Source organism: Paucibacter sp. Y2R2-4 (genome assembly GCF_025717535.1).
GTDB lineage: Bacteria > Pseudomonadota > Gammaproteobacteria > Burkholderiales > Burkholderiaceae_C > Paucibacter_A.
The window spans coordinates 470,586-497,169 of sequence record NZ_JAJIRO010000004.1; the positions used below are offsets into that span (position 1 = coordinate 470,586).

Annotated in this window: 26 protein-coding genes; 14 read left to right on the forward strand and 12 right to left on the reverse strand. The window is 63.4% G+C overall.

Annotated elements, in window-relative coordinates; translation table 11 throughout:
- Positions 1 to 59: 59 nt before the first annotated feature.
- Entirely contained in the window at positions 60 to 1,235 is a 1,176-nt protein-coding gene (locus LNV06_RS17170) for a hypothetical protein (protein ID WP_263539518.1), read from the reverse strand.
- A gap of 269 nt (positions 1,236 to 1,504) precedes the next feature.
- Positions 1,505 to 1,759, reverse strand: coding sequence for a hypothetical protein (locus tag LNV06_RS17175; protein WP_263539519.1), 255 nt, complete (start codon positions 1,757 to 1,759; stop codon positions 1,505 to 1,507).
- 256 nt (positions 1,760 to 2,015) lie between these two features.
- Between LNV06_RS17175 and uvrA the strand changes: the two genes are divergently transcribed.
- Positions 2,016 to 4,934 (forward strand): excinuclease ABC subunit UvrA, encoded by a 2,919-nt coding sequence (gene uvrA / locus LNV06_RS17180; protein ID WP_263539520.1) that lies wholly within the window; start codon positions 2,016 to 2,018, stop codon positions 4,932 to 4,934.
- Between the two features lie 78 nt (positions 4,935 to 5,012).
- Here uvrA and LNV06_RS17185 read toward each other — a convergent pair whose 3' ends face one another.
- Positions 5,013 to 5,822 carry an MHFG family PEP-CTERM protein gene (locus tag LNV06_RS17185; RefSeq protein WP_263539521.1) on the reverse strand — a complete coding sequence of 270 codons (810 nt, stop codon included), beginning with the start codon at positions 5,820 to 5,822 and terminating at the stop codon, positions 5,013 to 5,015.
- Positions 5,823 to 6,196: 374 nt separating this feature from the next.
- On the opposite strand from LNV06_RS17185, the gene LNV06_RS17190 reads away from it, so the two are divergent.
- Complete coding sequence (locus tag LNV06_RS17190) at positions 6,197 to 6,607, forward strand: response regulator (RefSeq protein ID WP_263539522.1); 411 nt, start codon at positions 6,197 to 6,199, stop codon at positions 6,605 to 6,607.
- 141 nt (positions 6,608 to 6,748) lie between these two features.
- On the opposite strand, the gene LNV06_RS17195 is transcribed toward LNV06_RS17190, so the two are convergent.
- From LNV06_RS17195 to LNV06_RS17205, 3 genes are all read right to left on the reverse strand, one after another.
- Entirely contained in the window at positions 6,749 to 7,171 is a 423-nt protein-coding gene (locus LNV06_RS17195) for an SWIB/MDM2 domain-containing protein (protein ID WP_263539523.1), read from the reverse strand.
- Positions 7,172 to 7,521: 350 nt separating this feature from the next.
- Positions 7,522 to 8,337, reverse strand: a complete 816-nt coding sequence (locus LNV06_RS17200; protein WP_263539524.1) for an energy transducer TonB — start codon at positions 8,335 to 8,337, stop codon at positions 7,522 to 7,524.
- Between the two features lie 329 nt (positions 8,338 to 8,666).
- Positions 8,667 to 9,629: a TerC family protein gene (locus tag LNV06_RS17205; protein WP_263539525.1), complete on the reverse strand. Its 963-nt coding sequence runs from the start codon at positions 9,627 to 9,629 to the stop codon at positions 8,667 to 8,669.
- Between the two features lie 317 nt (positions 9,630 to 9,946).
- On the opposite strand from LNV06_RS17205, the gene LNV06_RS17210 reads away from it, so the two are divergent.
- Positions 9,947 to 10,303 (forward strand): phage holin family protein, encoded by a 357-nt coding sequence (locus LNV06_RS17210; protein ID WP_263539526.1) that lies wholly within the window; start codon positions 9,947 to 9,949, stop codon positions 10,301 to 10,303.
- A 9-nt stretch (positions 10,304 to 10,312) separates the two neighbouring features.
- On the opposite strand, the gene LNV06_RS17215 is transcribed toward LNV06_RS17210, so the two are convergent.
- On the reverse strand, positions 10,313 to 11,899 hold the full coding sequence (locus tag LNV06_RS17215) for a M48 family metalloprotease (RefSeq protein WP_263539527.1): 1,587 nt from the start codon (positions 11,897 to 11,899) through the stop codon (positions 10,313 to 10,315).
- 110 nt (positions 11,900 to 12,009) lie between these two features.
- On the opposite strand from LNV06_RS17215, the gene moaC reads away from it, so the two are divergent.
- Positions 12,010 to 12,489: a cyclic pyranopterin monophosphate synthase MoaC gene (gene moaC, locus LNV06_RS17220; protein WP_263539528.1), complete on the forward strand. Its 480-nt coding sequence runs from the start codon at positions 12,010 to 12,012 to the stop codon at positions 12,487 to 12,489.
- Between the two features lie 28 nt (positions 12,490 to 12,517).
- Here the strand turns inward: moaC and LNV06_RS17225 are convergent, their stop codons facing one another.
- Both LNV06_RS17225 and LNV06_RS17230 read right to left on the reverse strand, forming a co-directional pair.
- Complete coding sequence (locus LNV06_RS17225; protein WP_263539529.1) at positions 12,518 to 14,317, reverse strand: PglL family O-oligosaccharyltransferase; 1,800 nt, start codon at positions 14,315 to 14,317, stop codon at positions 12,518 to 12,520.
- Between the two features lie 71 nt (positions 14,318 to 14,388).
- Positions 14,389 to 15,162, reverse strand: a complete 774-nt coding sequence (locus tag LNV06_RS17230; RefSeq protein ID WP_263539530.1) for a DUF2846 domain-containing protein — start codon at positions 15,160 to 15,162, stop codon at positions 14,389 to 14,391.
- Between the two features lie 315 nt (positions 15,163 to 15,477).
- Here LNV06_RS17230 and LNV06_RS17235 point away from each other — a divergent pair, with 315 nt between their 5' ends.
- The 3 genes from LNV06_RS17235 to LNV06_RS17245 are packed head-to-tail and all read left to right on the forward strand — an operon-like array spanning position 15,478 to position 18,295.
- Positions 15,478 to 15,882, forward strand: a complete 405-nt coding sequence (locus LNV06_RS17235; protein ID WP_263539531.1) for a GntR family transcriptional regulator — start codon at positions 15,478 to 15,480, stop codon at positions 15,880 to 15,882.
- Complete coding sequence (locus tag LNV06_RS17240) at positions 15,879 to 16,817, forward strand: ABC transporter ATP-binding protein (protein WP_263539532.1); 939 nt, start codon at positions 15,879 to 15,881, stop codon at positions 16,815 to 16,817. The genes LNV06_RS17235 and LNV06_RS17240 overlap by 4 nt, the downstream gene beginning before the upstream one ends.
- A gap of 2 nt (positions 16,818 to 16,819) precedes the next feature.
- Positions 16,820 to 18,295, forward strand: coding sequence for a hypothetical protein (locus tag LNV06_RS17245; protein ID WP_263539533.1), 1,476 nt, complete (start codon positions 16,820 to 16,822; stop codon positions 18,293 to 18,295).
- Between the two features lie 21 nt (positions 18,296 to 18,316).
- Here the strand turns inward: LNV06_RS17245 and LNV06_RS17250 are convergent, their stop codons facing one another.
- From LNV06_RS17250 to LNV06_RS17260, 3 genes are all read right to left on the reverse strand, one after another.
- A complete protein-coding gene (locus tag LNV06_RS17250) occupies positions 18,317 to 19,093 on the reverse strand; it encodes a CPBP family intramembrane glutamic endopeptidase (RefSeq protein ID WP_263539534.1) in 777 nt (258 codons plus the stop codon).
- Positions 19,094 to 19,186: 93 nt separating this feature from the next.
- Entirely contained in the window at positions 19,187 to 19,600 is a 414-nt protein-coding gene (gene trxC / locus LNV06_RS17255; RefSeq protein ID WP_263539535.1) for a thioredoxin TrxC, read from the reverse strand.
- A 45-nt stretch (positions 19,601 to 19,645) separates the two neighbouring features.
- Positions 19,646 to 20,593, reverse strand: a complete 948-nt coding sequence (locus tag LNV06_RS17260; protein WP_263539536.1) for a LysR family transcriptional regulator — start codon at positions 20,591 to 20,593, stop codon at positions 19,646 to 19,648.
- 146 nt (positions 20,594 to 20,739) lie between these two features.
- Here LNV06_RS17260 and LNV06_RS17265 point away from each other — a divergent pair, with 146 nt between their 5' ends.
- From LNV06_RS17265 to LNV06_RS17295, 7 genes are all read left to right on the forward strand, one after another.
- On the forward strand, positions 20,740 to 20,871 hold the full coding sequence (locus tag LNV06_RS17265) for a hypothetical protein (protein WP_263539537.1): 132 nt from the start codon (positions 20,740 to 20,742) through the stop codon (positions 20,869 to 20,871).
- A 63-nt stretch (positions 20,872 to 20,934) separates the two neighbouring features.
- Positions 20,935 to 21,363 carry a tautomerase family protein gene (locus tag LNV06_RS17270; protein ID WP_263539538.1) on the forward strand — a complete coding sequence of 143 codons (429 nt, stop codon included), beginning with the start codon at positions 20,935 to 20,937 and terminating at the stop codon, positions 21,361 to 21,363.
- Positions 21,364 to 21,457: 94 nt separating this feature from the next.
- A complete protein-coding gene (locus LNV06_RS17275; protein WP_263539539.1) occupies positions 21,458 to 23,053 on the forward strand; it encodes a sensor histidine kinase in 1,596 nt (531 codons plus the stop codon).
- Entirely contained in the window at positions 23,050 to 23,745 is a 696-nt protein-coding gene (locus LNV06_RS17280; RefSeq protein WP_263539540.1) for a response regulator, read from the forward strand. Before LNV06_RS17275 ends, LNV06_RS17280 begins: the two co-directional genes overlap by 4 nt.
- Before the next feature lie 76 nt (positions 23,746 to 23,821).
- Positions 23,822 to 24,349 (forward strand): RNA polymerase sigma factor, encoded by a 528-nt coding sequence (locus LNV06_RS17285; protein ID WP_263539541.1) that lies wholly within the window; start codon positions 23,822 to 23,824, stop codon positions 24,347 to 24,349.
- Entirely contained in the window at positions 24,346 to 24,915 is a 570-nt protein-coding gene (locus LNV06_RS17290; RefSeq protein WP_263539542.1) for a hypothetical protein, read from the forward strand. Before LNV06_RS17285 ends, LNV06_RS17290 begins: the two co-directional genes overlap by 4 nt.
- Positions 24,916 to 24,936: 21 nt before the next feature.
- Positions 24,937 to 26,583 (forward strand): serine hydrolase domain-containing protein, encoded by a 1,647-nt coding sequence (locus LNV06_RS17295; RefSeq protein WP_263539543.1) that lies wholly within the window; start codon positions 24,937 to 24,939, stop codon positions 26,581 to 26,583.
- The last annotated feature ends 1 nt before the right edge of the window (position 26,584 follow it).

Consider the following 26,584-nt stretch of genomic DNA (forward strand, 5'->3'; position numbering starts at 1 on the left):
GGGGCTCTTGTGGCGAGGGCGTGCTGAGATCCATCCTACAACCAGTGGATGCGTTTGAATCACAGTTTGACCAAGGACGCCGAAAACGCCGGCAGATCCTCTTCCCGCAGGCCCAGGAAAATGGGCTGGCCCTGGCGCCGGTGGATATTGATCTTGGCGTTGTAGACCCGGTGCGGCAGGCCATGTTTGTCGCTGATCTCGAACTCGCTGATGCCGAACTCCCCCTGGGCGTCTTTTTGCCCGGTCAAATAGCAGGCGATTTCATCGATCTCGGCGCCCGCCAAGTTCAGCCCGTTCAATTGCTTGAGGGGGCGGCGGGTCCGCTCCACGAACTCAATGCTGTCGATGCGCTGAATCTCGCCGCTGGACTCGCTGCGCATCAAGGTATTGAACTTGCCGACCAGCACCTGCCCCGGCAGAGCGCGGTCAATCATGCGAGCGAGTTCAATCGTCACCTGGCCGACCAAATAGCTGAAGGAGGTGGGGTTCAGGCCTTCGCTTTGATAGAACTCGTAGTGCGAACCCACATGGAAGGCCGCGCGCAGCTGCGGCACCGACTCGGGCCGCTTGGCACGCTCACGCGCCAAGGCGTTGTCGGCCAAGATGAACTGCAAAAGTTGATACAGCTCGACATTGGCCTCGACACCGCGCATGCGGTTCCAGATGTAGAAGCCGTCGCCGGTGGTGGTGCGGGCGAAGTTGATATTGATCTCGCGATCCAACAGCTTGGCGTAGGCGGCATTCACCGAGCAGGACAAGCTGTTCAGCTGCACCACCTGTTGCAAAGGGCTGAGCAGCGAGAAACCCACCGCGTCGAACAGAATCACCGCCCGGTCTTCCACCAGGCGAATGCCATAGCGCGCCACGATGGCGGCCGTCAGCTCCAGGCCCAGGCCGAGTTCCGGCGAGAAGGGCAACTCAATCAGCTGCGGCTGCAGGCCCAGCTCGGCGGCCACCTGCTCGAACTGAGCCTCGGGCAGATGGGTCGGATGGGCCAACAACTCATCCAGCACGCGGCTGCGGCGCCTTGCCTCTTGTGCATCGGGGCTGGATTGGCTGAATTCGGTCAGCAAGGGGTGCGGTGCCACCAGCAAGCGCAGGCCGCTGGGCACCGGGCTCCAGGCAAAAATCAGGTTTTCGCCCAAGTCCCAAAGGGCGTAGAGGCGCTGGTCCAGCACCACGATATGGTCGCGCGCCTGCGCCTCGCTCAGGCCGCTAGGCAAGGCGTACGCCATGAAGCCGTCAAGCCAAGACCTGCGCTTGCGGATTTCGTCTGTCACTCTTTTCCCCTGCCTCTGACTGGATGCGCCAGGGCTGCTGCGCCGCTGAAATACGGCGCCAGCTGCCCTCAAGCGCTGTTTGGATCAGGGGGCATTGTCGGGTATGACTTATGACAGCTTCTAGGGATCAAACCGAAGCGCAGCAGCAGGGCTGACATGCGCGCGCTGTGGCTGCGCTTCGGCTCGACCCCAGAGGATGGGAAAGCAGGCTCTTGCCCGCGTCTTCAGACACGGCGCGCGCTGTTCTTGGCGGGCTTGGCGGCGGCCAGCATTTGCTGCTGCATTTGGCTGTTCATGCTCAAACCGGTCACCACCACGCGCGGCAGTTGCACCACTTGCAGGGCCGGTGCGGCCTTGGCGCTGATGACCACGCGGGGCAGCTGGGTCACTTCGGTTTGCGGCGCAGCCTGTGACAAGGTGCTAAAGCCCAGAGCGGCGACGGCAAAAAGGGTCTTGGTGAGGATTTGTTGGCTTGACATGATGGGTTCTCCTTGAATTGAGTCACTGGGTACGAAGTCGTTTTCGGCTTCGTTGGACTCATTGTGCGAAAGCCCACAGGCGCCCGCCTTCGCCTTGCGACGAACTGCCAGCCCGGGCGTTTGGCTTGCGGCTGAGCGCGACGAAGGGTTTTCCCTAGAATTCGTGCACAGCATCAGGACCTCGCAAGTCCAAGAGATTGCCCAGTCCAAGTGCTGGCGCCCTATGATGGCGGGTTGCCTCGCCTATTTGCCGACCATGACCGACCCCACACCCTTGCCGTTTGAAGTGCCGATGATCCGCGTGCGGGGGGCGCGCACCCACAATCTGAAGAACATCGATGTAGACCTGCCGCGCAACAAACTGGTGGTGATCACCGGCCTGTCGGGTTCGGGCAAGTCCAGCCTGGCCTTTGACACCTTGTACGCCGAGGGCCAGCGTCGCTACGTCGAGAGCTTGTCGGCCTATGCGCGCCAGTTCTTGCAGCTGATGGACAAGCCGGATGTGGACGTCATCGAAGGCTTGTCGCCGGCCATTTCCATTGAGCAAAAGGCCACCAGCCACAACCCCCGCTCGACGGTCGGCACCGTCACCGAAATCCACGACTACCTGCGCCTGCTCTACGCTCGCGCCGGCACGCCCTTCTGCCCCGACCACCAGCTGCCGCTGGAAGCGCAAAGCATCAGCCAGATGGTGGACGCGGTCTTGGCCATGCCGGAAGACAGCAAGCTGATGCTGCTGGCGCCGGTGGTGCGCGACCGCAAGGGCGAGTTCCTGGACCTCTTCGAGGCCATGCAGGCGCAAGGCTATGTGCGCTTCCGGGTGGATGGCGTCACCGTCGACGCACCGGACTTCCCGGCGCTGAAAAAAGCCGAGAAGCACGATATCGACGTGGTCATCGACCGGGTCAAGATCAAGGCCGAGAGTGCCGACTCACTGCGCCAGCGCCTGGCCGAGAGCTTCGAGGCCGCCTTGCGTTTGGCCGAGGGCCGTGCGCTGGTGCTGAATATGGACAGCGGCAAGGAGCAGATTTTCTCCAGCAAGTTCGCCTGCCCGATCTGCAGCTATTCGCTGCCGGAGTTGGAACCCCGCCTGTTCTCCTTCAACTCACCGGTGGGGGCCTGCCCCTCTTGCGAGGGCTTGGGCCAGATGACGGTGTTCGACCCCGAGCGGGTTGTCGCCTTCCCCAGCTTGAGCCTGGCCAGCGGCGCGGTGAAGGGCTGGGACCGTCGCAATGCCTACACCTTCTCGATGCTGGAGGCAGTGGCGGCACATTACCAATTCGACATCGATCTGCCTTTTGAGGAATTGCCCGAGACGGCGCGGCAAGCGCTTTTGTATGGCTCGGGCACGGACGAGATTCAGTTCGTCTACCAGGCCGAAAGCACGGCCGCCGGTGGCGGCACCAAGAAGCGCGCGGTGAAACGCTCGCATCCCTTTGAAGGCATCCTGCCGAATCTGCAGCGACGCTTCAAGGAGACCGACTCCAGCGCGGTGCGTGAAGACCTGGCCCGCTATATGGCGCCCAAGAAGTGCCCGCATTGCGAGGGTTCACGGCTGCGCCGCGAGGCCCGCAATGTCTTGCTGCAACCGGCCGATGCGGCTGCGGGCGAACAGGGGCGGCCGATTTATGAGGTCGAGCATTCCACCCTGCGCGACTGCCTGCACTATTTTGAAGGCCTGAAGCTCAAGGGCGCCAAGGCCGAAATCGGCGACAAAGTGGTGCGCGAGATCACCTCACGGCTGCGCTTCTTGAACGATGTGGGCCTGAACTATCTGAGCCTGGACCGCAGCGCCGACACCTTGTCGGGCGGCGAAGCGCAGCGCATCCGCCTGGCCTCGCAGATCGGCTCCGGCCTGACCGGGGTGATGTATGTGCTGGACGAGCCCTCCATCGGCCTGCACCAGCGCGACAACGACCGCCTGATCGCCACCCTGCGCCGCCTGCGCGACCTGGGCAACTCGGTGCTGGTGGTGGAGCATGACGAAGACGCCATCCGCGCCGCCGACTATGTGCTGGACCTGGGGCCAGGTGCTGGTGTGCACGGCGGCCACATCATTGCGCAGGGCACGCCGGCCGAGGTGGCCGCCAACCCCGCCTCCTTGACCGGGCGCTATCTGTCCGGCACTGCCAAGATCGAGGTGCCGCGCGAGCGCCACCGCGTGCCGGCCGATGCCGAGCACAAGTCACTGAAAATCATCAATGCGCGCGGCAATAATTTGAAGGGCGTGACGGTCGAGATCCCGGTGGGCCTCTTGACCTGCGTGACCGGGGTGTCCGGCTCCGGCAAGAGCACCTTGGTCAATGACACGCTCTACACAGCGGTGGCCAAGAAGATCTACCAAAGCCATGCCGACCCCGCGCCGCATGATGAGATCGAAGGGCTGGACGCTTTCGACAAGGTCATCAATGTGGACCAGTCGCCGATCGGCCGCACGCCGCGATCAAATCCCGCCACTTACACCGGCTTGTTCACGCCCATACGCGAGCTGTTCGCCGAGATGAACACCGCACGCGAACGCGGTTACGGGCCAGGCCGCTTCTCCTTCAATGTGGCCGGTGGTCGCTGCGAGGCCTGCCAAGGCGATGGCGTGCTGAAGGTGGAGATGCACTTCCTGCCGGATGTTTACGTGCCTTGCGACACCTGCCACGGCAAGCGCTACAACCGCGAAACCCTGGAAGTGCTCTACAAGGGCAAGAACATCACCGAAGTGCTGGCGATGACCATCGAGGATGCGCATCAGTTCTTCAGCGCGGTGCCGACCTTGGCGCGCAAGCTGCAGACCCTGCTGGATGTGGGCCTGGGCTATGTGAAGCTGGGGCAAAGCGCCACCACGCTCTCGGGCGGCGAGGCGCAGCGGGTCAAGCTGGCACTGGAACTGAGCAAGCGCGACACCGGCCGCACGCTCTACATCCTGGACGAGCCGACCACCGGCCTGCACTTTGCCGACATCGCCTTGCTGCTGAAGGTTTTGCACCAGCTGCGCGACGCGGGCAACACCATCGTGGTGATCGAACACAACTTGGACGTCATCAAGACGGCCGACTGGTTGATCGATATGGGCCCCGAGGGCGGCTCAGGCGGCGGGCAATTGCTGTTGGCCGGCACCCCTGAGGACTTGGCCGCTCATGAAGGCAGCCACACCGGTCGCTATCTGAAGGCCTTGTTGCGTTGAACTGGCTGCGCTAAGCGCCGATTGAAGCGCTGAAAAGACGAAGGGGCCTCGATGAGGCCCCTTTCTTTTGTTGGGTGTTTAGATGCGACGGCGACGGGCCACAAAACCCACGGCCAAGAGGCCTGCCATCAGCATCGCCCAGGTGCCAGGCTCGGGAATGCCGGGCACGACGGGTGGCACCGGCGGCACCACGGGTGGATCGACCGGAGGCACGGTCAATGTGCCGGGCGGCAATGAAGGCACCGCAATACCTCCAAAGCCGGGGCTTGGGCCGGTGAAGCCAGCGCCGGTGGGCGGCAAAGAACTGATATCAAAGCCTTCGTTATTGCCGCTGGCAATCTGTGAAAAGCTATTCGCCGGGCTCGGTGTGGCTGTTGGCATTGGCCCCGCTGCAGGAGGGTCGATCTCCAGCGGTGTTTGCGGGTCTGCGATCTCTTGATGCGCCGAAGCCACCGTGCTGCCACCGGCCGCGGCCTTGGGGCTCATGCGCTGAATGCGGCTGACATTGCGGCAGACGGTGGGCACCAAGATGCATTGGCCGTCTTCGCAGTAGACCAGTCCACGCTCTTCATATTGCTGCGTCCATTTGGCCCGGCTGACGGTCTTGCAAACGCTGTTGGCGCCGAAGTGCATATCGCGGATTTCACTGCCGTACTGCGCTTGGCCCTTGATGGCGTCGCGCTGAATCGTCACCAGCTCGTCGTAATCCCGCTTGAGCATGCGAGCCTTCAGGCGAGCGCGGGCCGCAGCAGGAATGTCTTGATACCGATCCACGGCCGCAACCACATCACCCATAAAGGGGTTCACGCCGGGCTTGTCCCAAGAACAATGCGGCAAGACATTGCCGGAGGCTGCGCCGGCAGCCGCGAAAGCAATAGATGCAAGCAAGGACATGGATAGATTTCCGATTAACAACAAGATGCCGCTCAACCAACATTCGCGCCGCCTGCGACAGAACAAGCGCGAAAGCAAGATGGGAAAAGCCCTGCTTTTTCCACGATGCGCAATATCGACAGTGTACTAACCCTGGTATTCGATTGGATCGCGTCACTTGAGGCGCTCCCCCTAGCTTGGTGCGGTTTTCACGGTTTTCCCTGGCTTTGCAGGCACCCAAGCATGTCGGCGACTGTCGACTCGGCCTTGCCGGTCAGTTCAGAGCCATCGAAAGCAAATTTTTCGCGTCCGCGGGCGAGGCTCTAACAGCGGCCGCGCATTTCGCTGCTATCGTGCCTGGGCTTCGCTCCGACCCCCGCACCGACTCCATGAATCCGGCCTCTGCCCCCTATGTGATCTATGTTGAAGACGACAGGATCAATATCGTCCTGATGGAAGAGGTGTTCCGGCGTCTACCGGGCTGGCGTCTGGAATGCGCCGAAGATGGTGCGCAAGCCTTGACCTTGTTGTCAGAAGACCAGCCAGACTTGGTCTTGATCGATATGAATCTGCCCGATATGACGGGGCTGGATTTGCTGCAAAAACTTCGCGCCGAGCCTGCGAGCGCCCAGCTGCGCTGCGTCGCCTTATCGGCCGACGACTTGACTGAGCAGGTAGAGGCGGCACTTCAGGCCGGTTTCAGCGACTATTGGCTCAAACCTATTGATGTGGAACGCTTGGCCGAGAGTCTCAAAGCCACCCTGCCCCTGGTGTCGCTTGAGTTGAAGTCCACATTTTGATTGCCGTCGAGTCAGGCGGTTCGCACTGAAGGCTCAATCTCACCGCTGACTGCCTCGCCTCAAAACGCTGCGTGCTGCGGCAGGCAGAAAAAAAGGCCCGGGGATACCGGGCCTTCATTGGGGTGCACTCAATCGCGCGGCTTACTTCAGATGGCTGTTGATCAGCTTGGTCATCTCGAACATATCAGCCTTGGCCTTGCCGAAGATTTCCTTCAGTGCGGCGTCGGCAACGATGATGCGCTTTTGCACTTCGTCTTGCAGCTTGTGCTTCTTGATGTATTCCCAGACCTTTTTGGTGACATCGGTACGCGGCAGCGGCGCTGCGCCCACGATGGCTGCCAAAGCGGCGCTAGGTGTCAGTGCCTTCATGAAGGCCGCGTTCGGCGTGCGCTTCTTGGCAGGAGCGGCAGCCTTTTTGGCGGCCGGAGCCTTCTTCGCTGGAGCGGCCTTCTTGGCCGGCGCGGCAGCCTTCTTGGCCGGAGCCGCGGCTACTTTCTTTGCCGGAGCGGCTTTCTTGGCCGGAGCCGCTTTCTTAGCGGGTGCGGCCTTCTTTGCAGTTGCCATTTCAATTCTCTCCATCAAAAGTTGTTGATGTGCCGGGTCCGGGTGAAGGCCGCATAAGCCTTCAATTCTCTCTAGCACCTAGCGAGATGAATGGTACTGCTGGCCCCTGGCATTGAGAAGCCATAGAGCCCCAAAGAAGGCGCTATCTCACAGGGAATTACCCGCTGTTTACCCTTGGTGTCGCGCACTTGCATCACTTCCTGGCCCATTGTTCGGGCCTGCCGCAGGGTCAGTGGCGATGGGCGGGCAGCTGCCACAGGCCTGGGCTCGACCTGCGCTCACGCTCAGTCCGATTGAATTGCGCGTTATTAATCGCCGGCCGCAAACAGAAGTCGGCTGCGTTCAGCCCATTACTTTTCGGACTCGTAAGACAAGAGCGCGGTGGTTTCCCATTCAAGCGCCCGACCGTTTTCCAGATAGGGCGCAAAGCGCGCCGTTCGGATGTCATGCAAAGCCTGCTGGTCCAGGCGCGCGAAACCGGATGACTTCTTCAGGCTGACTTCTTTCAATTGACCCTGCGCATCCACCACGATGCGCAGATGCACCACGCCGGACTCACCCAAACGACGCGACTGCAAAGGCACGGTCAAGCTCGGTTCGCGCAAATAGCGCACAGCGCTGGGCGGAATCTGCTTGGGGCTGGTCGACTGAACCGGCTCGGGCGCCGCGATCGCGACAGGCGCAGAGACGGGCGCGGTGGTGCGCACGGGTTGCTCCGCTGGCACCTGGACTGCCGCGACCAACCGTGACTCGCTGGGCACTGGCGGCACATCAAGTGCCACGATCACCGACGGCACTTTGGGTATGTATTGCATCGGGCTGGCTTGCGCCAGCACCGGCAAAGGCTTGGGCAGCGCAGGCTTGGGCTGTGCTGGGGCCGCAATGATGCTCAGTTGGACCGGGCGCACCTGCGGCGGCTTGGAATGAACGGGGGCCAGGTAGAACAAGGCCAGAGCCAGCGCGACGTGCAGCCCGAGGACCGCCAACATCATGCCCGGTCGCCTCCGCGTCCCCCATTCATTGCCAGGTCGGATCGGTGCGAAGGGCAACTCGGCTGGCGCCGCAGCTGCCTTGGCCCCGGCTGCTGCGGCAGGCGCTGGGGAGGAGTCAGCCAGGCGCCAGTACTTGGGCCCCGAGGTGGAAACTGCAGCGAGGGAGGTGGTCACGGCAAAAGCTCTGGCAGCGAAGGCAAATAGGGAGAGGCAATAAACAGTCGTAGCAATCGGTGTTGAGAGCACGCAAGGACTGAGCCTTAGCCCGCCTCCAAACACTTCGCCATTTATCGTAACACTAATGCGAACGATTGCTATTTGCATATTTGGCTTTCGCCCAGCCCTGTGCGAAAGCCAGAACGAAAAAACCCCAGGCACCTCAAAGGGTGACTGGGGTTGGGGGCGCCAAGCACAGGGGGCTCAGCCCCTCGACTTCAAGCTCTAGCGCTTAGCGGGTTCCGCAGGCTTCAGCGCATTCCGCAGGCTGCAGGCTGCAGCGCATGTCAGCGGTTTTCAGCAATCTTCGGTGCGGTGCGCAAGCTCAGCACCATGGTGACCGCCAAGATCGCCACCACCACACCCAAGGACATCAGCACCGGGATCTTGATCACGTCGATCAGCATCATCTTGGTGCCGATGAAAGCCAGCACCACCGCCAGACCATAGCTGAGCAAATGGAACTTGCTCGCCATCGCCGCCAACAAGAAGTACATGGCACGCAAGCCCAAAATCGCGAAGATGTTCGAGGTCAGCACGATGAAGGGGTCATTCGTGATGGCGAAGATGGCCGGAATCGAGTCCACCGCAAAGATCACATCGGTCATGCCCACCAGTGCAATCACCAGCAACAGGGGCGTGGCCAGACGCTTGCCGTTTTCCATCGTGAAGAAGCGCTCGCCATCAAAGTTCTTGCTGACCGGCATGGTGCGACGCAGCAGCTTCAAAGCGGGGTTGCTTTCCAGATCAGGCTCTTGACCTGCGGCCCACCACATCTTGATGCCGGTGATCAGCAAGAAGGCGCCGAACAAATACAGCACCCAATGGAACTCGGCGATCAGCCAGCCGCCGACCAGAATCATGACCGTGCGCAGCACGATGGCGCCGATGATGCCGTACATCAGCACCCGCTTCTGGTACGCCGCCGGCACCGAGAAGTAGGTGAAGATCATCAAGAAGACGAAGATGTTGTCGACGGCCAGTGATTTCTCAATCAGATAGCCGGTCAAAAACTCCAGCGCGCGGGTATTGGCCAGCGCCACATCGCCGGTGCTGTCCTTGATGGCCCACCAGAACAAACCATTGAAGGCCAAGCTCAGCGCCACCCACACCAGCGACCAATTGATAGCTTCCTTGACCGAAACCTCATGCGCACCCTGCTTGCGCAGCACGACGAAGTCCACGAACAAGGCCACCAGCACGGAGCCACCGAAGAAAAACCAAAGCCAAAGAGGTGCGATCGTATCCATTGCTTTCCCGCATTAAGAGACCAGACAAAACACGCGCATGCACATCAGAGCACAGACGCGGCTACATGTCGAAAGGTCTTGCGGGACGGTGTGAAGCAAGTTGCTGAAAGCGTTTGTCTTCAATCACCGGCTGCGGGGCCCGGGCATCTTCACAGACACCGTACTGACGGGCGGCCGCCACGGCCTGCGCCGCGTAGCTACTCCCCTTTCGGAAGCCCGCATTCTGCCATGCATAGGCAAGACCTGACCCGGTTTAGGGAAAAACCTCCATCTCAAGCCAAGGCATTTGTTCACGCCACCCCTGTATGCTTGCGCGCATGAAGACACTTGTGCGTTGGCTTTTACTGGCCGCAGCGCTGCTGCTGGTGGCTCATCTCTACCCCGGCGTGGAGGTGAAGTCTTTCACCTCGGCGCTGATTGCTGCCATGGTGCTGGGCCTGCTCAACACCTTGTTGCGCCCCATCTTGGTACTGCTGACCTTGCCGGTCACGGTGCTCAGCCTGGGCCTGTTCTTGTTCGTCATCAATGCCCTGATGTTCTGGGCGGCGGCGAATTTGCTGGACGGCTTCGCAGTGGCGGGCTTTTGGGCCGCCTTGATCGGCTCACTGATCTACAGCTTGTGCGGCATGTTGATCGATATCGTCATCGAGCGGCTGTTCCCGCCACTCGACTGACTGCCTCACTCAGTTCGGCAACTCGGCGCCGGGCGGCACACCGCGCGGGTACATGTCTTCCAGCATCTGGCGACGCTGATACGAGAGCGTGCGCAGGCGTGAGTCGATCACCGCGGCTTCGATCTGGTCGGCATCACGACCGCGCGACTGCCGCAAGCCCGAACGCAAGCGATCGATCGCGCCGTTCAAGTCCCCCATGGCCGCACGGGCCTCGCCTTGGGCGCGCACCGATCGCAGCGGCTGATCGAGCCGGGTCCAGAGCTGGCCCAGATGCGTCCAGGCAGAGGCATCCATCGGATAGATGCTGACAAAGGTCTGCAAGGCCTCGGCCGCTTCACGCGCCGAAGCCAGATTGGGGTCCACCATGGCCAAGCCCGCTTGCTGCATCAAGAGCGCGCGGGACTTTTCTGCGGCCAGCGGACGCAAGGCCGCGAAACCATCGGCCGCCTGGCAACGTGCCTGGGCCAATTCGGCACGCAAGTAACGCAGCATTCGAACTGCGCGCTCGTCACTGCCAATCAGTTGCAGCGTCAGCTCAGCACTGCGCAAGGCGTTCTCGGCGCGCCCGTAGTCGCGCATCTTGATCGAGGCCAGCGCGCTGGCATAGCGTGCCCCCAATTGTTCAAAGCCCTTGCTTGAACTATCGCCCGCCCGCAACTCGCGTGCGCCAGCATCGTAGTCTTGCAAATGCTTCCAGGCCTCGGCGCGCGGGTCCATCAAGACACGCGAGCGTGCCGCCATCAAAGCATGCTCGGCCGCCCCCTCGGGCCGGTTGTAGGCCTCGGTGCCCATGCGAGTGCGCGCGTCACCAATACGCTCGGTGGTCAAAGGGTGAGAGCGCAAGTAAGGATAAGCGCCCGAGTCCATCAAATGGTTGGCCTGCTCCATGCGCTCAAACATGCTGAACATGCCCGAGGGTGCATAACCCGCCTGACTCAGCACCGAAAAACCCACCCGGTCCGCCTCGCGTTCCATATCGCGCGAAAAGCTCAAAGAGGCTTGCGCAGCGGCCGCCTGGCTACCGACGATGGCGGCGTTCGCCACATCGGGGCTGCCCGAGCGCGAAGCCACGATCAGCCCGGCGATCAAGCCAGCCAGCGCCAGCATGCTGTTGCGCGAATCACCGGCCAGCCGCCGCGCGATATGGCGCTGCGTGACGTGGGACAACTCATGCGCCAAGACCGATGCCAGCTCATCGCGCGAGCCGGTCATGGCAATCAAACCCAGATGCACACCCACAAAGCCGCCCGGCAGGGCAAAGGCATTGATGCTGCGGTCGCGCACCAGAAAAGTTTCCCAAGCAAAGCGGTCTTGGGTTTCGTCGCCGATATTGCCCAGCTGCTTGGCCGTCTTCACCAAGGGCGCCCAGGTCGCTTGCACATACTCCAACAGGAGCGGGTCATCCAGATAGTCGGGGTCTGGGCGGATCTGGCGCATCACCTGATCGCCGATGCGCCGTTCGGTACCCACATCCAGATCCTGGGAAACCGCGTCACCTAAAGCGGGCAGATTGACCTGGGCATAGCCGGCCGGGAAACCCAAATTCAAAACCAGCGCCGCAAGCAGACTCACCGCTGCGCGGGGGGGGCGACGCATCAAACCGACCGATCGTTTCAACAATACAGACTCCAGCGCTGACAAGCCTCTCTATGATGAGGCCAGAATCGTTTCCCAATTGTTGCCGCGCTCAAGCGGCCACCCCAGATATGACTTCCGAACTGACGCATTTTGATGCCCAAGGCCAAGCCCAGATGGTTGACGTGGCGGCCAAAGACGTGACCCATCGCATCGCGGTGGCCGCCGGTCGCATCAGCATGCAACCCGCCACCTTGGCCCTGATCGTAAACGGCAATGCCAAGAAGGGTGATGTGCTGGGCATCGCCCGAATCGCCGCCATCCAAGCTGCCAAGCGAACGGCCGACCTGATTCCGCTCTGCCACCCGCTGCCGCTGACACGGGTGACGGTTGATTTTGAAATCGACAGCGCCGCCAATGCCGTGCTGTGCCGCGCTCAGGTGGAGACTCTGGGCCGCACCGGTGTTGAGATGGAAGCGTTGACCTCGGTGCAGATCGGCCTGCTGACCATTTACGACATGGTGAAGGCGGCCGATCGTGGCATGGTCATCAGCGATGTGCGCGTGCAAGAAAAGCATGGCGGCAAGAGCGGCGACTGGTCGGCGCCCTGATCACCCAAGCTGCCGCTGATCAGCCAAGTCAGCGCAGCTCACGCCAGTTGTAATCGCGCTGCGCAGGCTGGCACTGGAAGGGCTGCAGCGCACCGGGCGGCAGCGACTCCGCACATTCGGCCAGCCACTCAGTGCTCGACGCATTGCGGAACTCGCGCAAGCGCTCCACCACATAGCGCGCCTTGTCGGTCTCACCGACTGCGTGCAAAGACTTGGCCCAGGCCATCATCAGCCGCGCATCGATCAAGTTATGCGCAGTGCGCTGAGCCGCCGCCAGAGCTTGCGGCCCAGGCGCCAAAGAGGTGGCAGCGGCATAGTCAGCCTGGCTGGCAAACAAAAGCCCGGCCTGGCCGGCCGCTATGCGCTCGCTCAAGGGGGCGGCGTTTTCCGAGGGCACATAGATCTCCACCACACGCAGATAGTCGCGCAAGGTGAACAAGCTCGCCGCCACCATCAAGGCGCCGCCCAGCTGCCAGGGCCAAGCCGCGACTGGCGCTGAAGCATCGCGGCTTTCAGCGCCATCGTCGGGCGCGCCCAGCGCCAAGCCAAAAGCAAACGCTGTTGGCAAAAGGAAATAGGCGTACCACAGCGGGTACTCCAGCACGCTGTGCAGACCGATCATCAAGACCAGCATGAAGGCGCAGCGCCTGGCGATGGCGTCGTTGACGTTTTTGGCCTTCATGCTCATGCGCAAGGCCTGCCACAGCGACCATGTCAGCAAGCCCAGCACCAGGGCGCTGAGCGGCAAGCCCAGCTCCACTGCGAGTTGCATGACGATGTTGTGGGTGTGATCAAAAAAGGCAATCGGCCGGTTTGGGAAGGGCGTCATGCTCCAGGCCAGATTGAACTCCCCCCAGCCGACGCCGGTCAGCGGGTTGGCCTTCAGCAAAACCCAAGCGTTGGCGATGATGGCCAAACGCGAGGGCGAACCCGCCCCTTCTGCCAAGCGCGATTCAGCCCCCAGGGCATAGCCGCCACTATTGGCCCAAATGGACAAGAGCCACCAGCTCAAACCCAGCATCAGCGGCGTGGCCAAGAGGCTCAGCTTGGAGGCACGGCTCAGTTTGCGATCGAGCGCGCCCCAAACGGCCAAGATCAACACACCAATCACACCGGTGCGCGAAGCGCTCAAGACCACCGCCAGAATCAAGCCTGCCAACAGCAGTGGCAATGCCAGCGGGTGCCAGCGCCAGCCCGCGGCCTCTCGCGCCGCGGAGCGACTGGCCTCCGCCAAATAGACCGCCGCCACACAGGCCCACATCAACAAGCTGGCCAGATGATTCGGTTGGCGCAAATTGCCAACCGCGCGGCCCGGAATGCCTGAGCGCGCAATCACCTGCCCATCGGCCAAAGCCGGCCAGAACACCTGAACCAGACTGACCACCAGACTCAAGATCCCCGCCAAAAGCAGGCCCCAGCACAAAGCCTCCAGCCAGCGCACGCGCGCTTGCGAGCCAAGACCTTGCCCGGCCAACAAGAGCAACATGGCCGCCAACAAGGTGCCACTGCTGGCCAGCGCCAGTCCCATCGGCAGGCGACCCCAGAGCCAAGACATGCAAGGGGCCAAGACCAAAAGCGCCAATGCCACGGCGGCTGGACTGAGGCGCCAGCGGGGCGCGCAGCCCGGCGTCATGCACGCCATCACCAAGCCCCATCCGACCCAAGCGCTCAACTGATTGAACAGCGTGGCCGAAGGCGTCAGGTTGTAGGCCAAGAGCGGCGCCAGGCCGCAGGCCAGCAGCATGGCCGGCAAGGCCCAGGGATTGATAGGTGGCAGCGCAAGCGGGGCGGCGCTGAACAGAGTGTGTTGCGGCTGAGTCCTAGACATGGGGCCGAATCATCACACGAACGGACAGCCCCCTGACTCAGGTCCAGCCCGATCCGGCCTCGCCTGCAAACTCAAGGAAGCACGCGGCACATGCCCATATCGCAACGCACCCGCAGGCTGTAGGCAGCGCATTGCACGGTGAAGCTCTCAATCACGCCTTCGCGCGTGAGCAGCCGGGACATGGGGCGCTCGCCATTCGGACCCAAGCATCCGGCCTCTTTGGCGGCACGCTCGGCTTCATAGTCAAATCGGCTGGGACGGAGTTTGGCCTCGGGGGCGGCGGGCGTTTGAGCATGGGTTTGCGCTTCGATTTGCGCGGGCTTCTCTGTTGAAGTCTGCGCCTGCGCAGGCGCAGAAACTGGATCAGAGGGCTGCGCCGCCACTTGAGCAGCGACCGGGTAGCTCTCGGCGGCGCTCACAGGCGCAGACACCGCGAGGGCTGTTTCAGTCGGCATCGGGGCCACGGCAGCGGCGGGCGGCGCAGCCTCGCCGCTCTTCATCAAAGGGCTGCCCACCAACTGAGTTTCCATTACCCCAGCGCGGCCGGTGGCTGCATCCACGCTGTGCAGGCGCGAGCCGGCGCTGAGCAGGCCCATCTTCACCTCTTGCCAAACAAAGCTGGGCTCACCTGCGCGGGTGGTGAGCGTCAGGGTGTGGGTGTTCTCCCCTTTGGACACCAGCTGATGCTCGCCCGCGTCCACATCAGCCACCACAAAGGTCTTGCCCTTGGTCGTGCCGGCGGGTCGGCCGTCCACCAAAAGCTCAAGCCCGACCAAGGTGCCCAGGAATTCATTGCGGTAGATATAAATGCGCGACTGCTGGGCCGGCACCTCAAAGCGCTTCACGGCCGCCTCCTGGCCGGGCCCCGCCGGTTTCACGCTCGCGCAGCCCGTCAAAAGGGCAAGCGAGAACAGTCCCAGCGACACGAAAAACTTGAACAAATGATTCGAGGTCATGGCCTTTGTGCCGAGCGGCATCCAAGTGTTGAGGCAGCGGCGAGTGTAGGCCGCGGCATCCAGCCCTTCGCCGCAGATGACTCACGGGCCTGCGCTGAAGCATGCAGAAATACCGCCAGCAAGACCTGACCCCTCCTTGCTGAAATTCGGCTTGACCCTTTCTGTCAACGTGTACTACTATACTAGTACACATAAGGAGCAGCCGTGAGCGCCGATGCCTTTCAATTCTTCAGCATCAACACCGGGTCGACCGAACCGATCTACCGGCAGTTGGTCGAGCAAGTACGACGCCGGGTGGCCAGTGGCCATCTGATAGCGGGGCAGGAAATCCCCTCGGTGCGCGAAGTGGCGCAAGCCTTGGCCGTGCACCCCATGACCATCTCCAAGGCCTACAGCCTGCTCGAGGCGGAAGGCCTGCTGGAGCGCCGCCGCGGCCTTGCCATGCGCGTGGCTGCCCAGCACAAGAAAGCACAACCGGCTGCCGAGCGCATCGCCTTGCTGCGCCCCAGCCTGGAACGCGCCGCCGCCGAGGCGCAACAACTCGAAGTGCCTGCCGCGCAAGCACTGCAATTGTTCGAACACATCCTCAAACAGGGAGACACCCCATGAACGCCGCCACCATGCCCAGCTCTGCCTCCTTGGATCCAAGCGCTTCAGATACCTTGCCCAGCGCCAGCGCGGTGTTGAGCCAGCTGTGTCTGAGCTACGGCTCGCAGTCGGTGCTCAAAGACCTGGACTGGCGTCTGCTGCCCGGCCAGGTGGTGGGTCTCTTGGGCCGCAATGGCGCGGGCAAGACCAGTTTGTTGGAGGCGCTGCTGGGCCTGCGCGAGGCCCAGTCAGGCTCGGCGCAGCTGTTCGGCCAGAACGCGCTTGCCCTGGACGATGCGGCCCGCGCCCGCATTGGCTATGTGCCTCAGCAGAGCGACTTGTTCGAAGCCTTCAGTCCTGCGCAACTGCTGAGTTACTTCAAGAGTTTTTATCCGCGCTGGAACGAAGCCAAGGTCGAGGGCCTGATGTCGCGCTGGGACATCGCTCGCGACAAGCCCATCGCCAAGCTCAGCGGCGGCCAGCAGCAGCGCCTGTCCATCATCCGCGCCCTGGCCCATGAACCCGATCTGCTGGTGCTGGACGAGCCAGTGGCCAGCCTGGACCCAGCTGGCCGGCGCGACTTCTTGCGCGAGCTGATCGAGCAGGTGCTGGATCGCGGCACCACGGTGGTGTTCTCCACCCACATCTTGTCGGATCTGGAGCGTGTCGCCTTCAATGTGGCCTTCTTGAAGAGCGGGCGCATCGGCTTGCAAGCACCGCTGGATGAATTGCTCGACGAAGTGCGCGCCTTGAGCGGCCCCAGCGCGGTGATCCAAAGCCTGATCCAAGCGCAAGGCCTGAGCTGCTTGTCTCGCAGCCCGCTGGAAGCCGGCCATGAACGCTGCCTGGTGCGCCAAGCGCCGCAGGCACAGGCACAGATGCAAACGCTCACCCTGCCCGCGCAGATCAGCAGCCAGTCGGTGAATCTGGAAGACCTCTTCATGGAGTTGACCTGAACATGAGCGCACTTCAACAAAGGCTTTGGGCGCCGTACAGCCCGATTCTGCTGGCCCCCTTACGCCAACGCCGTCACACCGGGGAGTTGTGGATCTGGTTGGGACTGTTGGCGCTCATCTTGTTGCTTGCACTGGGCTTGGGGGTCAGCAAGGGCTGGGCGGCCGCGCGCCTCGTGCTGGGCATTGCCGCCTTGCCGTCCCTGCTGATTCTTTGGTGCATCAGCTTTTCCAGCCTGCAGCAACAGAATCATCCGAACGCTGCCCGCCTGGTGCCCGGCCATGTGGCACGGTTGCGGCGCTGCGCGGTCGGGCTGCTGTTGGCGCTGACCCTGCTGGTGACGGTGCTCTATGGCCCGGTGACCGACAGCCCGCTTCTCTGGGCTTTGGGGACGGCCACCACGCTGGTGATCTTCGCCATCTGCTTGCGGTGGTGGTGGCTGTGGTTCGGGATCTGGATCCTTCCCAGCCTGGGCTTCTTGTGGCCCTTCAACAATCTTTTTGCGCTGCTCTGGGGTGGCATGAAACAGTGGTACGTGCAACAGCCCGCCAGCTTGGCCGGCCTGGCCCTGCTGGTCTTGCCCTGGCTGTTGTCTCGCCTCTTGCAAGAGGGCGGCGCCAGCCACCGCGGTAACTACACCCGGCAAGCCCAAATGCGCAAGATCTTCAACAATCAGCAGCAAAGCCTGATGACCCCCAAGTACACGGGGACGCTGGGCATGCGCTGCATGCGATTGTTCTCCTGGCCGCAACCGCTCTGGCATCAGTACCTCTTGCGCCATGCCAGGCCCGAAGCCCGCAGCGCATTGGCCCGCGCCGAGCTGGTCTACCTGGGCAATTTGCACTGGACCTGCTTCCTCGGCTCGATCAGCGTGGTCCTCACCCTGGTCGCACTCGGCGCTATCGCCGCCGAACTCTATACCGCGCCCAACTGGGCCTCATTGGCCAGTCAAGGGGGCTTGGGCCTGCACATCGGCATCGTCAGCATGGCCATCAATCCCTTGCTGGGCCTACCCGCCAATCTTTACCGCAGCCGGCGCGAGCAAAGCCTGCTGCTACTCTTGCCCGGAACACCACGCGGGCCGGCGCTGAACCGCCACATGGCGCGCCGCTTCTTGCTGCAGTTTCATTTGCACTGGGCCTTCGGCATGAGCCTGATCCTCTTGCTGATATCACTCGGCAGCGCCGCGCAAACAGCCAGCTATGTCGGGCTCTACGCTCTGTTGGCCACCTTGCCCATGGGCAGCCTGTTGCTGCGCGACTGGTCCAAGCAAGCCATGCCCAACCTGGCTGCGCTGGCCCTGCCCTTTGCGCTCGCGCCGCTTGGCGCGAGCGCCGCCTTCGGCCTGCATTGGCTGGGTCTGAGCCTGGGCTGGATTGCCGGCCTCAGCGTCTTGCTCTCTGCCTTGATGCTGGCTTGGCGCTGGCCCCGCTATGTGCGCAACAGCGCCAGCTATATGCCGGTCGGCCGCTGGGCCTGAGCGCGAAGCGCAAGATGCGGTTCAGGCAACACCCCGGTGCCCGAGCCGCTCCTCCCGCCTGAAGACCCAACCCACCAGCAGCAGCGACATCACATAGCAGGCCACGATGAACAGCACCCGCTCCGGCGCGGCATGGGCGGGCGCGGCTTCATAGGCAAAGACCGAGAAGTCCCAGGCCGCGTGAACCAACATCGGCAAAAGCAAGCTGCCGGACAAACGGCGCAGCAAATAAAAGCCGCTGCCCACGCAAAAAGCTAGCAGCACTTGCGCCAGAGCGATCGCACCAATGCCAAAGAACGCATTGGTGGCATGCATCAGGCCAAACAAAACCGAGCTGCCCAGCCAAACCCAAAGCTCGCGGCGAAAGCGGCCGCGCAAGGCGACGACCAGGATGCCGCGGGTCAGCATCTCCTCGCAAAAACCCACCAAAAGCATGGCCAGCGCCATCAAGGCCACGTGGCGCACGCTCAATGCAGCCCATTGGGTTGCAGCCATGGAGCTGACGATGACGCCCGCCACGGGCAGCAAGAGCAGGCACAAGACGCCCAGATAAGGCAGGCGCGACACTTCGTAAAAAGCCGCCCGCCACCAACCGGCGTAGTGAGCATAGGAGGCCATCGCCAGCGCGCCCAAGCTCAAAGGAAGAATGATGCCCTTGGGGATATTGGCTTCGAGCGCGACCGTTTTGTAGTCAATCTCGAACAGCAGCCAAGCGCCCATCACCAGCGCACAGTAGGCCACGAACACCAGGACGCCGACCCATGGGCGCGGGGGAATGCGAAATTCGGTCTCTGTCATAACGCCTCCAGTCCACAGCACTATACGTGCGGAACTTGGCCGGCGTGGATGAATGCGCTATGGCGGGAATGACCCTATGGCGGACCAGCGGCCTTAACGCAGCCAGCCAATGATTTGCGCCGCCTGCAGCGCGCCCGACATGCGCCGCACTTCGCGCCCTGCTTGCAGCTGGATCAGCGTTGGGATGCTGCGAATCGCGAAGCGGCTGGACAAATTCGGGCTCTCATCGCTATTGACCTTGACCAGCAAGACCTGACCCTTCAGTTGCTGGGCGGCGAGCGCAAACTGCGGCGCCATCTGCCGACAAGGGCCGCACCAAGGCGCCCAGAAGTCGACCAGCACCGGCAGCTCAGTGCCGCCCACCACCGCATCGAAGTTGCCGTCGTTCAGCTCAAGCACCTCGCCGCTGAGCAAGGCTTGGCCGCATTTGCCGCAGACCGGGTCTTGGGAGGCGCGCTCGTCGGGGACGCGGTTTTTGGTCAGGCAGTGCGGGCAGGTGATCAACATAAACAGCTCCTAGTGCATCCCAGCATGAGGCCCGGGCCGCGTTTTTCAAGGTGCGGCGGCCAGCGTGGCCTGCAAATGCGTCCCCACCTCTTGCAGGAAAGCGCGCACCCGCGCGGTCTGCCGCAGGTCCGGGTGAGTCAAAAGCCAGACCGGAGTGCTGACCTCGTTCAAGACCTCGGACACCGGCAGCAGATCAGGCTCATGGCCTTCAATCAAGGTCGGCAGCAAGGCCAAGGCTACGCCGGTGCGGGCCATGGCCACGGCGGGGTGCAGCAGATCAATGCGCATGACGATGCGCTCGTCGGCCACATGGTCCAACATCCAGCGATCAAAGAAGCGCGAGCGACGCTCGCGATCAAAGCCGATCCAGGGGTAGTGGGCGCATAAGTCCTCGACGGGCTGTACCGTTTGCGGCAGGCCCGGCGCGCCGCGTAGCGCGTAGACCCGCATGCGCACCTCGCCAACCTGGCGCCCCACCAAATGCTCCGGCACCACCCGGTTCATGCGCAGGGCCACATCGGCATCGCGCCGCGACATATCGACCAAATTGGAGTTCTCGTGCACCTCCACCTCAATGCCGGGGTGGCTGCGCCGAAACGCCGCCAAGGCCTCGGGCAAGAGATACAAGGTGGCGATGAAAGCGGTGGTCAGGCGCAAGCTGCCTTGCAGTTCCAGGTCGCGGCCCAGGATGCGGCGCTGCATCTCGGCAATGGCCGGGCGCATTTGGCGCGCCTGCGCCGCCATCAACTCGCCAGCTTCGGTGGGGGTGTAGCCCTGGCGCAAGCGATCAAACAAGCGCGCGCCCAGGCGCTGCTCCAAGGCATCCAAACGTCGCAAGACCGTGGTGTGCTGAACCCCCAGCGCCTTGGCCGCGCCATTCAGCGAACCTGCTTCGGCGATCGCCAAGGCATAGCGCAGATCGTCCCAGTTGAAGCCGAGATCGGCACCGCGCTCTGGGGAAATCTCGTTCACGTCCGTTGTGCTTTTTTGCATATTCACACTGCAATTTGACCCGTTGTCTGTGCTTTTTCGCAAACATACCATGCAGACCATGCCCGCAGCAAAAGCCAAAACCAAGCGCTGAAGTAACTCCCCATATGCAAACGCCCATCCGCCATCGCATGCCCCGCAGCCCCCTCGTGAACCACAGCCTCCGCCCCAAGCCGACGCTCAGCTGGGCTCAGCGCTATGCCGCTTGGTGTCTGCACCGCGAACTGCGCCAAGCCTTTCCCGGCCAACAAGCCGAGGCCCTGCGTCGCGCCCATTTCTGAATGGGCATTGATCCCCCCCCTGCCCCACTTCCACTGCCCCACTTCACTTCAGGAACCCGAGCCATGCCTCATCTTCACCTCAGCCTCAGCCCCGCCGTCGGCCGCGAACCCGATCTGGGACAACTCGCCCACGAGCTGACCGACTTGACGGCCCAGCACTTGAGCAAAGACCCGCGGCTGACGGCCGTGCGCTTCAGTCTGCTGCCGGCCACGCATTGGTTCATCGGCGCACGCTCCTTGGCCGCCGACACCCACGCCAGCTATCAGCTGGAAATTCAAGTCACGGCCGGCAGCAATAGCGAAGCGCAAATCGCCGCCTATCTGGCCGGGGTGCACCAGGCCATGGAAGCCGCGCTGGGCCTGGTACACCCGACCAGCTACACCGTCGTGCAGCAAATCCCAGCCCACGCCTGGGGCTATGGCGGGCGCAGCCAGGCGGAACGGCGGCTGAACAGCCAGGCGCAACAAGCCAGTCAAGTCCAATCCGCCTGATCTGCTTTTTCATCCGGCAAGATGCAGCGGGCCGATCAGTGCCAGAGCCCAATCCCTACGCGATCCTGATGCCGGCCCTGCTAGGCTGCGGCCCATGCAGATCTCCCGCGCCTCGTCGCAGCTCCCCTTGATTCAAAAACTGAGCCTGGCAGCCCTGAGCTGGGCGGCCGCCTGGGCCTTGATGCTGGGGTTGGACGGGCGCGTTGCCCTGGCCAATCTGACCCTGCTGCCGGTCTTGGCCACGGCCTTGGCCAGCTTGTGGCTGCCGCTGGCCAGCGCCATGGTCTGCAGCTTGCTGGCGGTGCTGGCCTTCAACTGGCGATTTGTGCCGCCGCAGGGCAGCTTGATGGTCAGCGGCCACGAGCACCTCTTGCTGCTCTTGAGCATGCTGAGCTTGTGCTGGATCACCAGCGTCTTGATGTCGCGCCTGCGTTGGCAGGCCGATCGCGCCGAAAGCCACGCCCAGCGCGCCGAGCAACTGCAGCGTTTTGGTGAAGCCCTGCGCGACAGCGCCTCGGCCCTGGACTTGGCGCCCGAGTTGGCTGCCGCCCTGCGCAGCCTGCTCGGCGCCGAGCCGCTGCTGGCCCTGCTGAGCAGCGACAGCTTGCCGGCACGCAACGACGACTCCACCTTGCTCTGGCTGGGCCCCACGCCCACGGCCGACCAGGTCAGTGGCCTGTGGCTGTGTTTGCGCACCGGCCAGGCCATGGGGCCGGGCTGCGGGAGGCATGAAGAACTGGCCGCCTGGTATCTGCCGCTGCGGGGCCGGCGCGCCAGCTTTGGCGCCGCCTACCTGCCGCTGCCCAGCGCCCAGCAGCCCGCAGACGCCGGCCTGCGCGCCCATGCCCAAACCCTGTGCGACCAGCTCGGCCTGGCCCTGGAGCGCCAAGCCACCGAACAGAGCGCCGCCCAGGCCTTGGGCGAAGCCAGCCAGCAAGCCACCCGCAATGCCCTGCTGGCCGCCATCTCCCACGACTACCGCACGCCGCTGGCCTGCATCATGGGCGCCGCCTCGGCCCTGCAGGAGCAAGACAGCAAGCTCAGCATGGCGCAAAGACAACGCCTGATCGGCACCATCCTGGACGAAACCCAATCGCTCAAGCGCATGACCGACAACAGCCTGCAACTGGCGCGCTTAGACGCCCCCGGCCTGCAGCTGAGGCTGGACTGGGAGTCGGCCGAAGACATCGTCGGCGCGGTGCTGCGCCGCGTGCGGCAGCGCTACCCGGAAGCCAGCAAACGCGTCAAAGCGCGCCTGGAACCCGGCCTGCCCCTGCTGCGCTGCGACGCCCTGCTCTTGCATCAGCTGCTCGACAACCTGATCGACAACGCCCTGGCCTATGGTCAAGCGCCAGGCAAAACTGAGAGCGGCCCCGTCGAGCTGCTGCTGCGCCAGATGGAGAACGAGACAGGCCAGCGCTTTGTGGTGCTGGCGGTGCGCGACCGTGGGCCCGGTGTCGACCCAGCCTGGCGCGACAAGGTTTTTGAGGTGTACCAGCGCGGCAGCCCCGGCGTGGCGCAAGAGAGCGCCAATCCGCGCGGCGCCGGCATCGGCCTGGCCGCTTGCCGCGCCATTGCCCGAGCCCATGGCGGCAGCATGCGGCTGCGCGCCCGCAGCCATGGCGGCGCCAGCTTTGAATGTTGGCTGCCGGTGCTTGACATGCCCGCGGGGCCAGGAGAACAGGCATGAGCTTGAGCGTCTTGTTGGTCGAAGACGACCGCGAACTGCGCAGCACCCTGAGCGAAGCCCTGCGGGTAGAAGGTTATGCGGTCCATACCGCCGCCAGCCTGGCCGACGCCCAAGCCCAGTTGCAGCATGCGCGCCAGCCGCCTGACTTGATTTTGTTGGACCTGGGTCTGCCCGATGGTGACGGCCAAAGTCTGCTGACCCAGCTGCGGCGCAGCAAGAACACGCCGGTGCTGGTGATCTCGGCGCGCGAGCAAGACGGTGAAAAGATTCAGCTGCTGGACGCCGGCGCCGACGACTATCTGGTCAAGCCCTTCAGCATCAGCGAATTGCTGGCGCGCATGCGCGTGGCCCTGCGCCACCGCGGCCTGCATACCCAAGCCGCACTGACCCGCTACGAGCAAAGCGGACTGATGGTGGACCTGGGCGCGCACCGGGTCTGCCTGCATGGCGCCGAGGTCAAGCTGACACCCACCGAGTTCAAGCTGCTGGCGCGCTTGGTGCGCAGCGCCGGCCAGGTGGTGACGCATCGCAGCTTGCTGATCGACGTCTGGGGGCCGGAGTTCACCGAACACACCCACTACCTGCGCCTCTATATGGCCCAGCTGCGCGCCAAGCTGGAAACCGAACCGGCCGACCCGCAACTGCTGCTGACCGAGCCGGGGGTGGGCTATCGATTGGCAGAGAGTGCCTGAAGATTTTTTTGCAGCAGCCTGTAAGAAACTGAAGTGGCGGCGGACTGTTAAGTTTGAACGCACTTTGGCAGCCCGCATGTCAACACCCTCATCCCAAGACCAGCAGTACCTTGAAGCCATGCGCCTGCATGGCGCCGAGCTGGCACGTTTCGCCCGCGGCTATGAGCGAGATGACGCCAAGCGCCAGGAGCTCTTGCAGGAATTGCAATTGGCGCTGTGGCAAAGCTTGGACAATTTTCAGGGCCAATGCAGCTTGCGCACCTGGGCTTACCGGGTGGCGCACAACGTCGGGGCCAGCCATGTGCAGCGCAGCCTGCGGCAGGCCGAGCGCCAAGGCCTGACGCTGGAAGAGGCCGAGTCCTTGGCCGATGCCGACGCCGATATGGCCCACACCGAACGACGCATTGATCTGGGCCGCGTGCTGGCCCTGATCCACCGCTTGGCCCCGCTGGACCGAGAGCTGATGCTGCTCTACCTCGAGGACCTCGACGCCGCCAGCATCGCCGACATCACCGGCCTCTCGGCCCGCAATGTCGCCACCAAGATCCACCGCATCAAAGCCCTGCTGGCCCGCCAGCTCGGCCCCCAGGAGTCCAAGCCATGAACGCAGAAGACGATCTCAAGTCAGCCTGGCGCGCCCAGCCCGACCCGCAGCCGGCCTGCCTGCCGCAAGAATTGCGAGTCGCTGCGCAGGCCTTCCAAGACCGGATCGTGCGCCGCAACCGGCGCGAGTACATCGGCGGCGCCGTCGTGGTGCCGGTGTTTTGTTTCTACGCCTGGTTCTTCCCCTACTGGGTGACCAAGCTGGGTGCGGTGTTGGTGGTGCTGGGGACCTTGGTGGTGATGTGGCAGTTGCACAAGCGCGCCTCGGCCCGCAGCCTGCCGCGCGACTTTGGGCAAACCGGCTTGCAATTCCAGCGCGAGGAATTGCTGCGCCAACGCGATGCGCTGCACGAGGTCCGGCGTTGGTATCTGGGGCCGCTGCTACCCGGCCTGTTCGTCTTCATGTGGGGGCAGCAGGGCGGCCAGGCCGGCACGACCGAGGCCATCGTCGATCTGATCATGGTGCTGGTCTTTGTGGCCATTCATGCGATCAATCGCCGCGCCGCCAAAAAACTGCAAGCCGAGATCGACGCCTTGGACCGCTTGGCCGCAGGCGAGAGTCATTGATTAAAACGGGAGTTAAGCATGATGAGAACAAACCCATGGCGCCGCCGCGGCGCGGCCTTGGCCTGTCTGCTGCTACTGCTGGGCGGGCCAGCCATTGCCAGCAGCGAGGCGGAGATGCAGGCCACACTGCAGACCCGCTTTGAGGGCGACCGCACCGGCGCCTGCGCCGTCGCCGCCTTGATCGAAAAGGGTCAGGTCTTGCGCGCCAAGGCCTGCGCGACTCCGCGCGCGGATGGTGGGCCGGGCTATGGCCATTTGTTCGAGATCGGTTCGGTCAGCAAAACCATGACGGCCTTCCTGGTCGCCGGCTTGGTGCGCGAGGGCAAATGGAAGCTGGATGACCCGATCGCCCAGCATCTACCGCCCGGCACCGAGCTGCCGCGCCAGGGCGAGCGGCAAATCCTGGTGCGCGATCTGCTCACCCACAGCTCGGGCCTGCCCGGCCTGCCGCCGGGCTTCGCGCCCAAGAATGCGAGCGACCCTTACGCCGACCTGAGTGAAGCCCAGCTGCTCGCGGCCCTCGGCCAGGTCAAACTCAAGCACCCCATCGGCAGTCGTTTCGAGTACTCCAACTTCGGCATGATGCTGATGTCGGCCGCCGTCGCCCGCAGCCTGGGCGGTGACTTGGAACAAGCGCTGACTCAACGCCTCTTCGAGCCCTTGAAGATGCAGAGCAGCTTCATCAACAAACCGCGCAGCAAGGCGCCGCTGGCCCAGGGGCATCTGGCCTCCGGTCAGCCGACCAGCGCTTGGCATGCCGCCACCAATTTGTCGGGCGTGGGCATGGTGCGCGCCAGCCTGGACGATATGGTGCGCTATGCCCAGGCGCAGCTGGGGCTGGATGAAAGCAAAAGTCTGCCCCCTGCGCTGCTGGCCGATATGCGTCAGAGCCAGCAGCCGCTGCGCGAGCACTCGGCCATGAACTGGATGCGCTTCAAGGCCCTGGGCCATGAGTTGGTGGCCCATGAAGGCGGGACCGGTGGCTTCTCATCCGTGGTGGCACTGGAACCCGCAGCGCAACGCGCCGTCGTGGTGCTGAGCGATGCCAGCCTGGCAGATCTGGGTGGCCTGGGGGATGTGACCCACGCGCTGCTCGGTCTCACAAAAGCCCCAACACCCCAAGCCCGCAAACCCGCCCAGCCCAGCGCCGCACTGCTGGCCGCCATGCCGGGCCAATACAGCCTGGGTGGCCTAGGCGCGCGCATCTGGCTGCAGGGCGAGCAGTTGATGGCGCAAGCCGACGGCCAATCGGCCTTCGAGCTGGGCTATGACAGCCGCGGCGACTTCTACCCGCGCACTTTCAGCGCCCTGCTGAGCCCGGTGTTCGAGCAAGGCCGGGTTGACCGAGCCCTCTGGCGCCAAGGCGGCGGCGCCGTGGAAGTGCTGCGCGTCCAGCCGCTAGACAAAGCCGCCAGCGCAAGCGTGGCGGATCTCTTGGGCGAATACGAGGTGGCGCCGCAATTCATCCTGCGCGTCTTCGAAGACGAGGGTCAGTTGAAGGTGCAGGGCAGCGGGCAGCCCGCCATCTCCGCGAAGCCCGCCGGTGCTGACCGTTTGGAAATCAAAGCCGTCGGCGCCGTGCTGGAGTTCAAGCGCGACGCAGCCGGGCGGGTGGTGACTGCGCTGCTGAAGCAAAACGGCCAGACCCTGGAAGGCAAGCGGCGCTAAG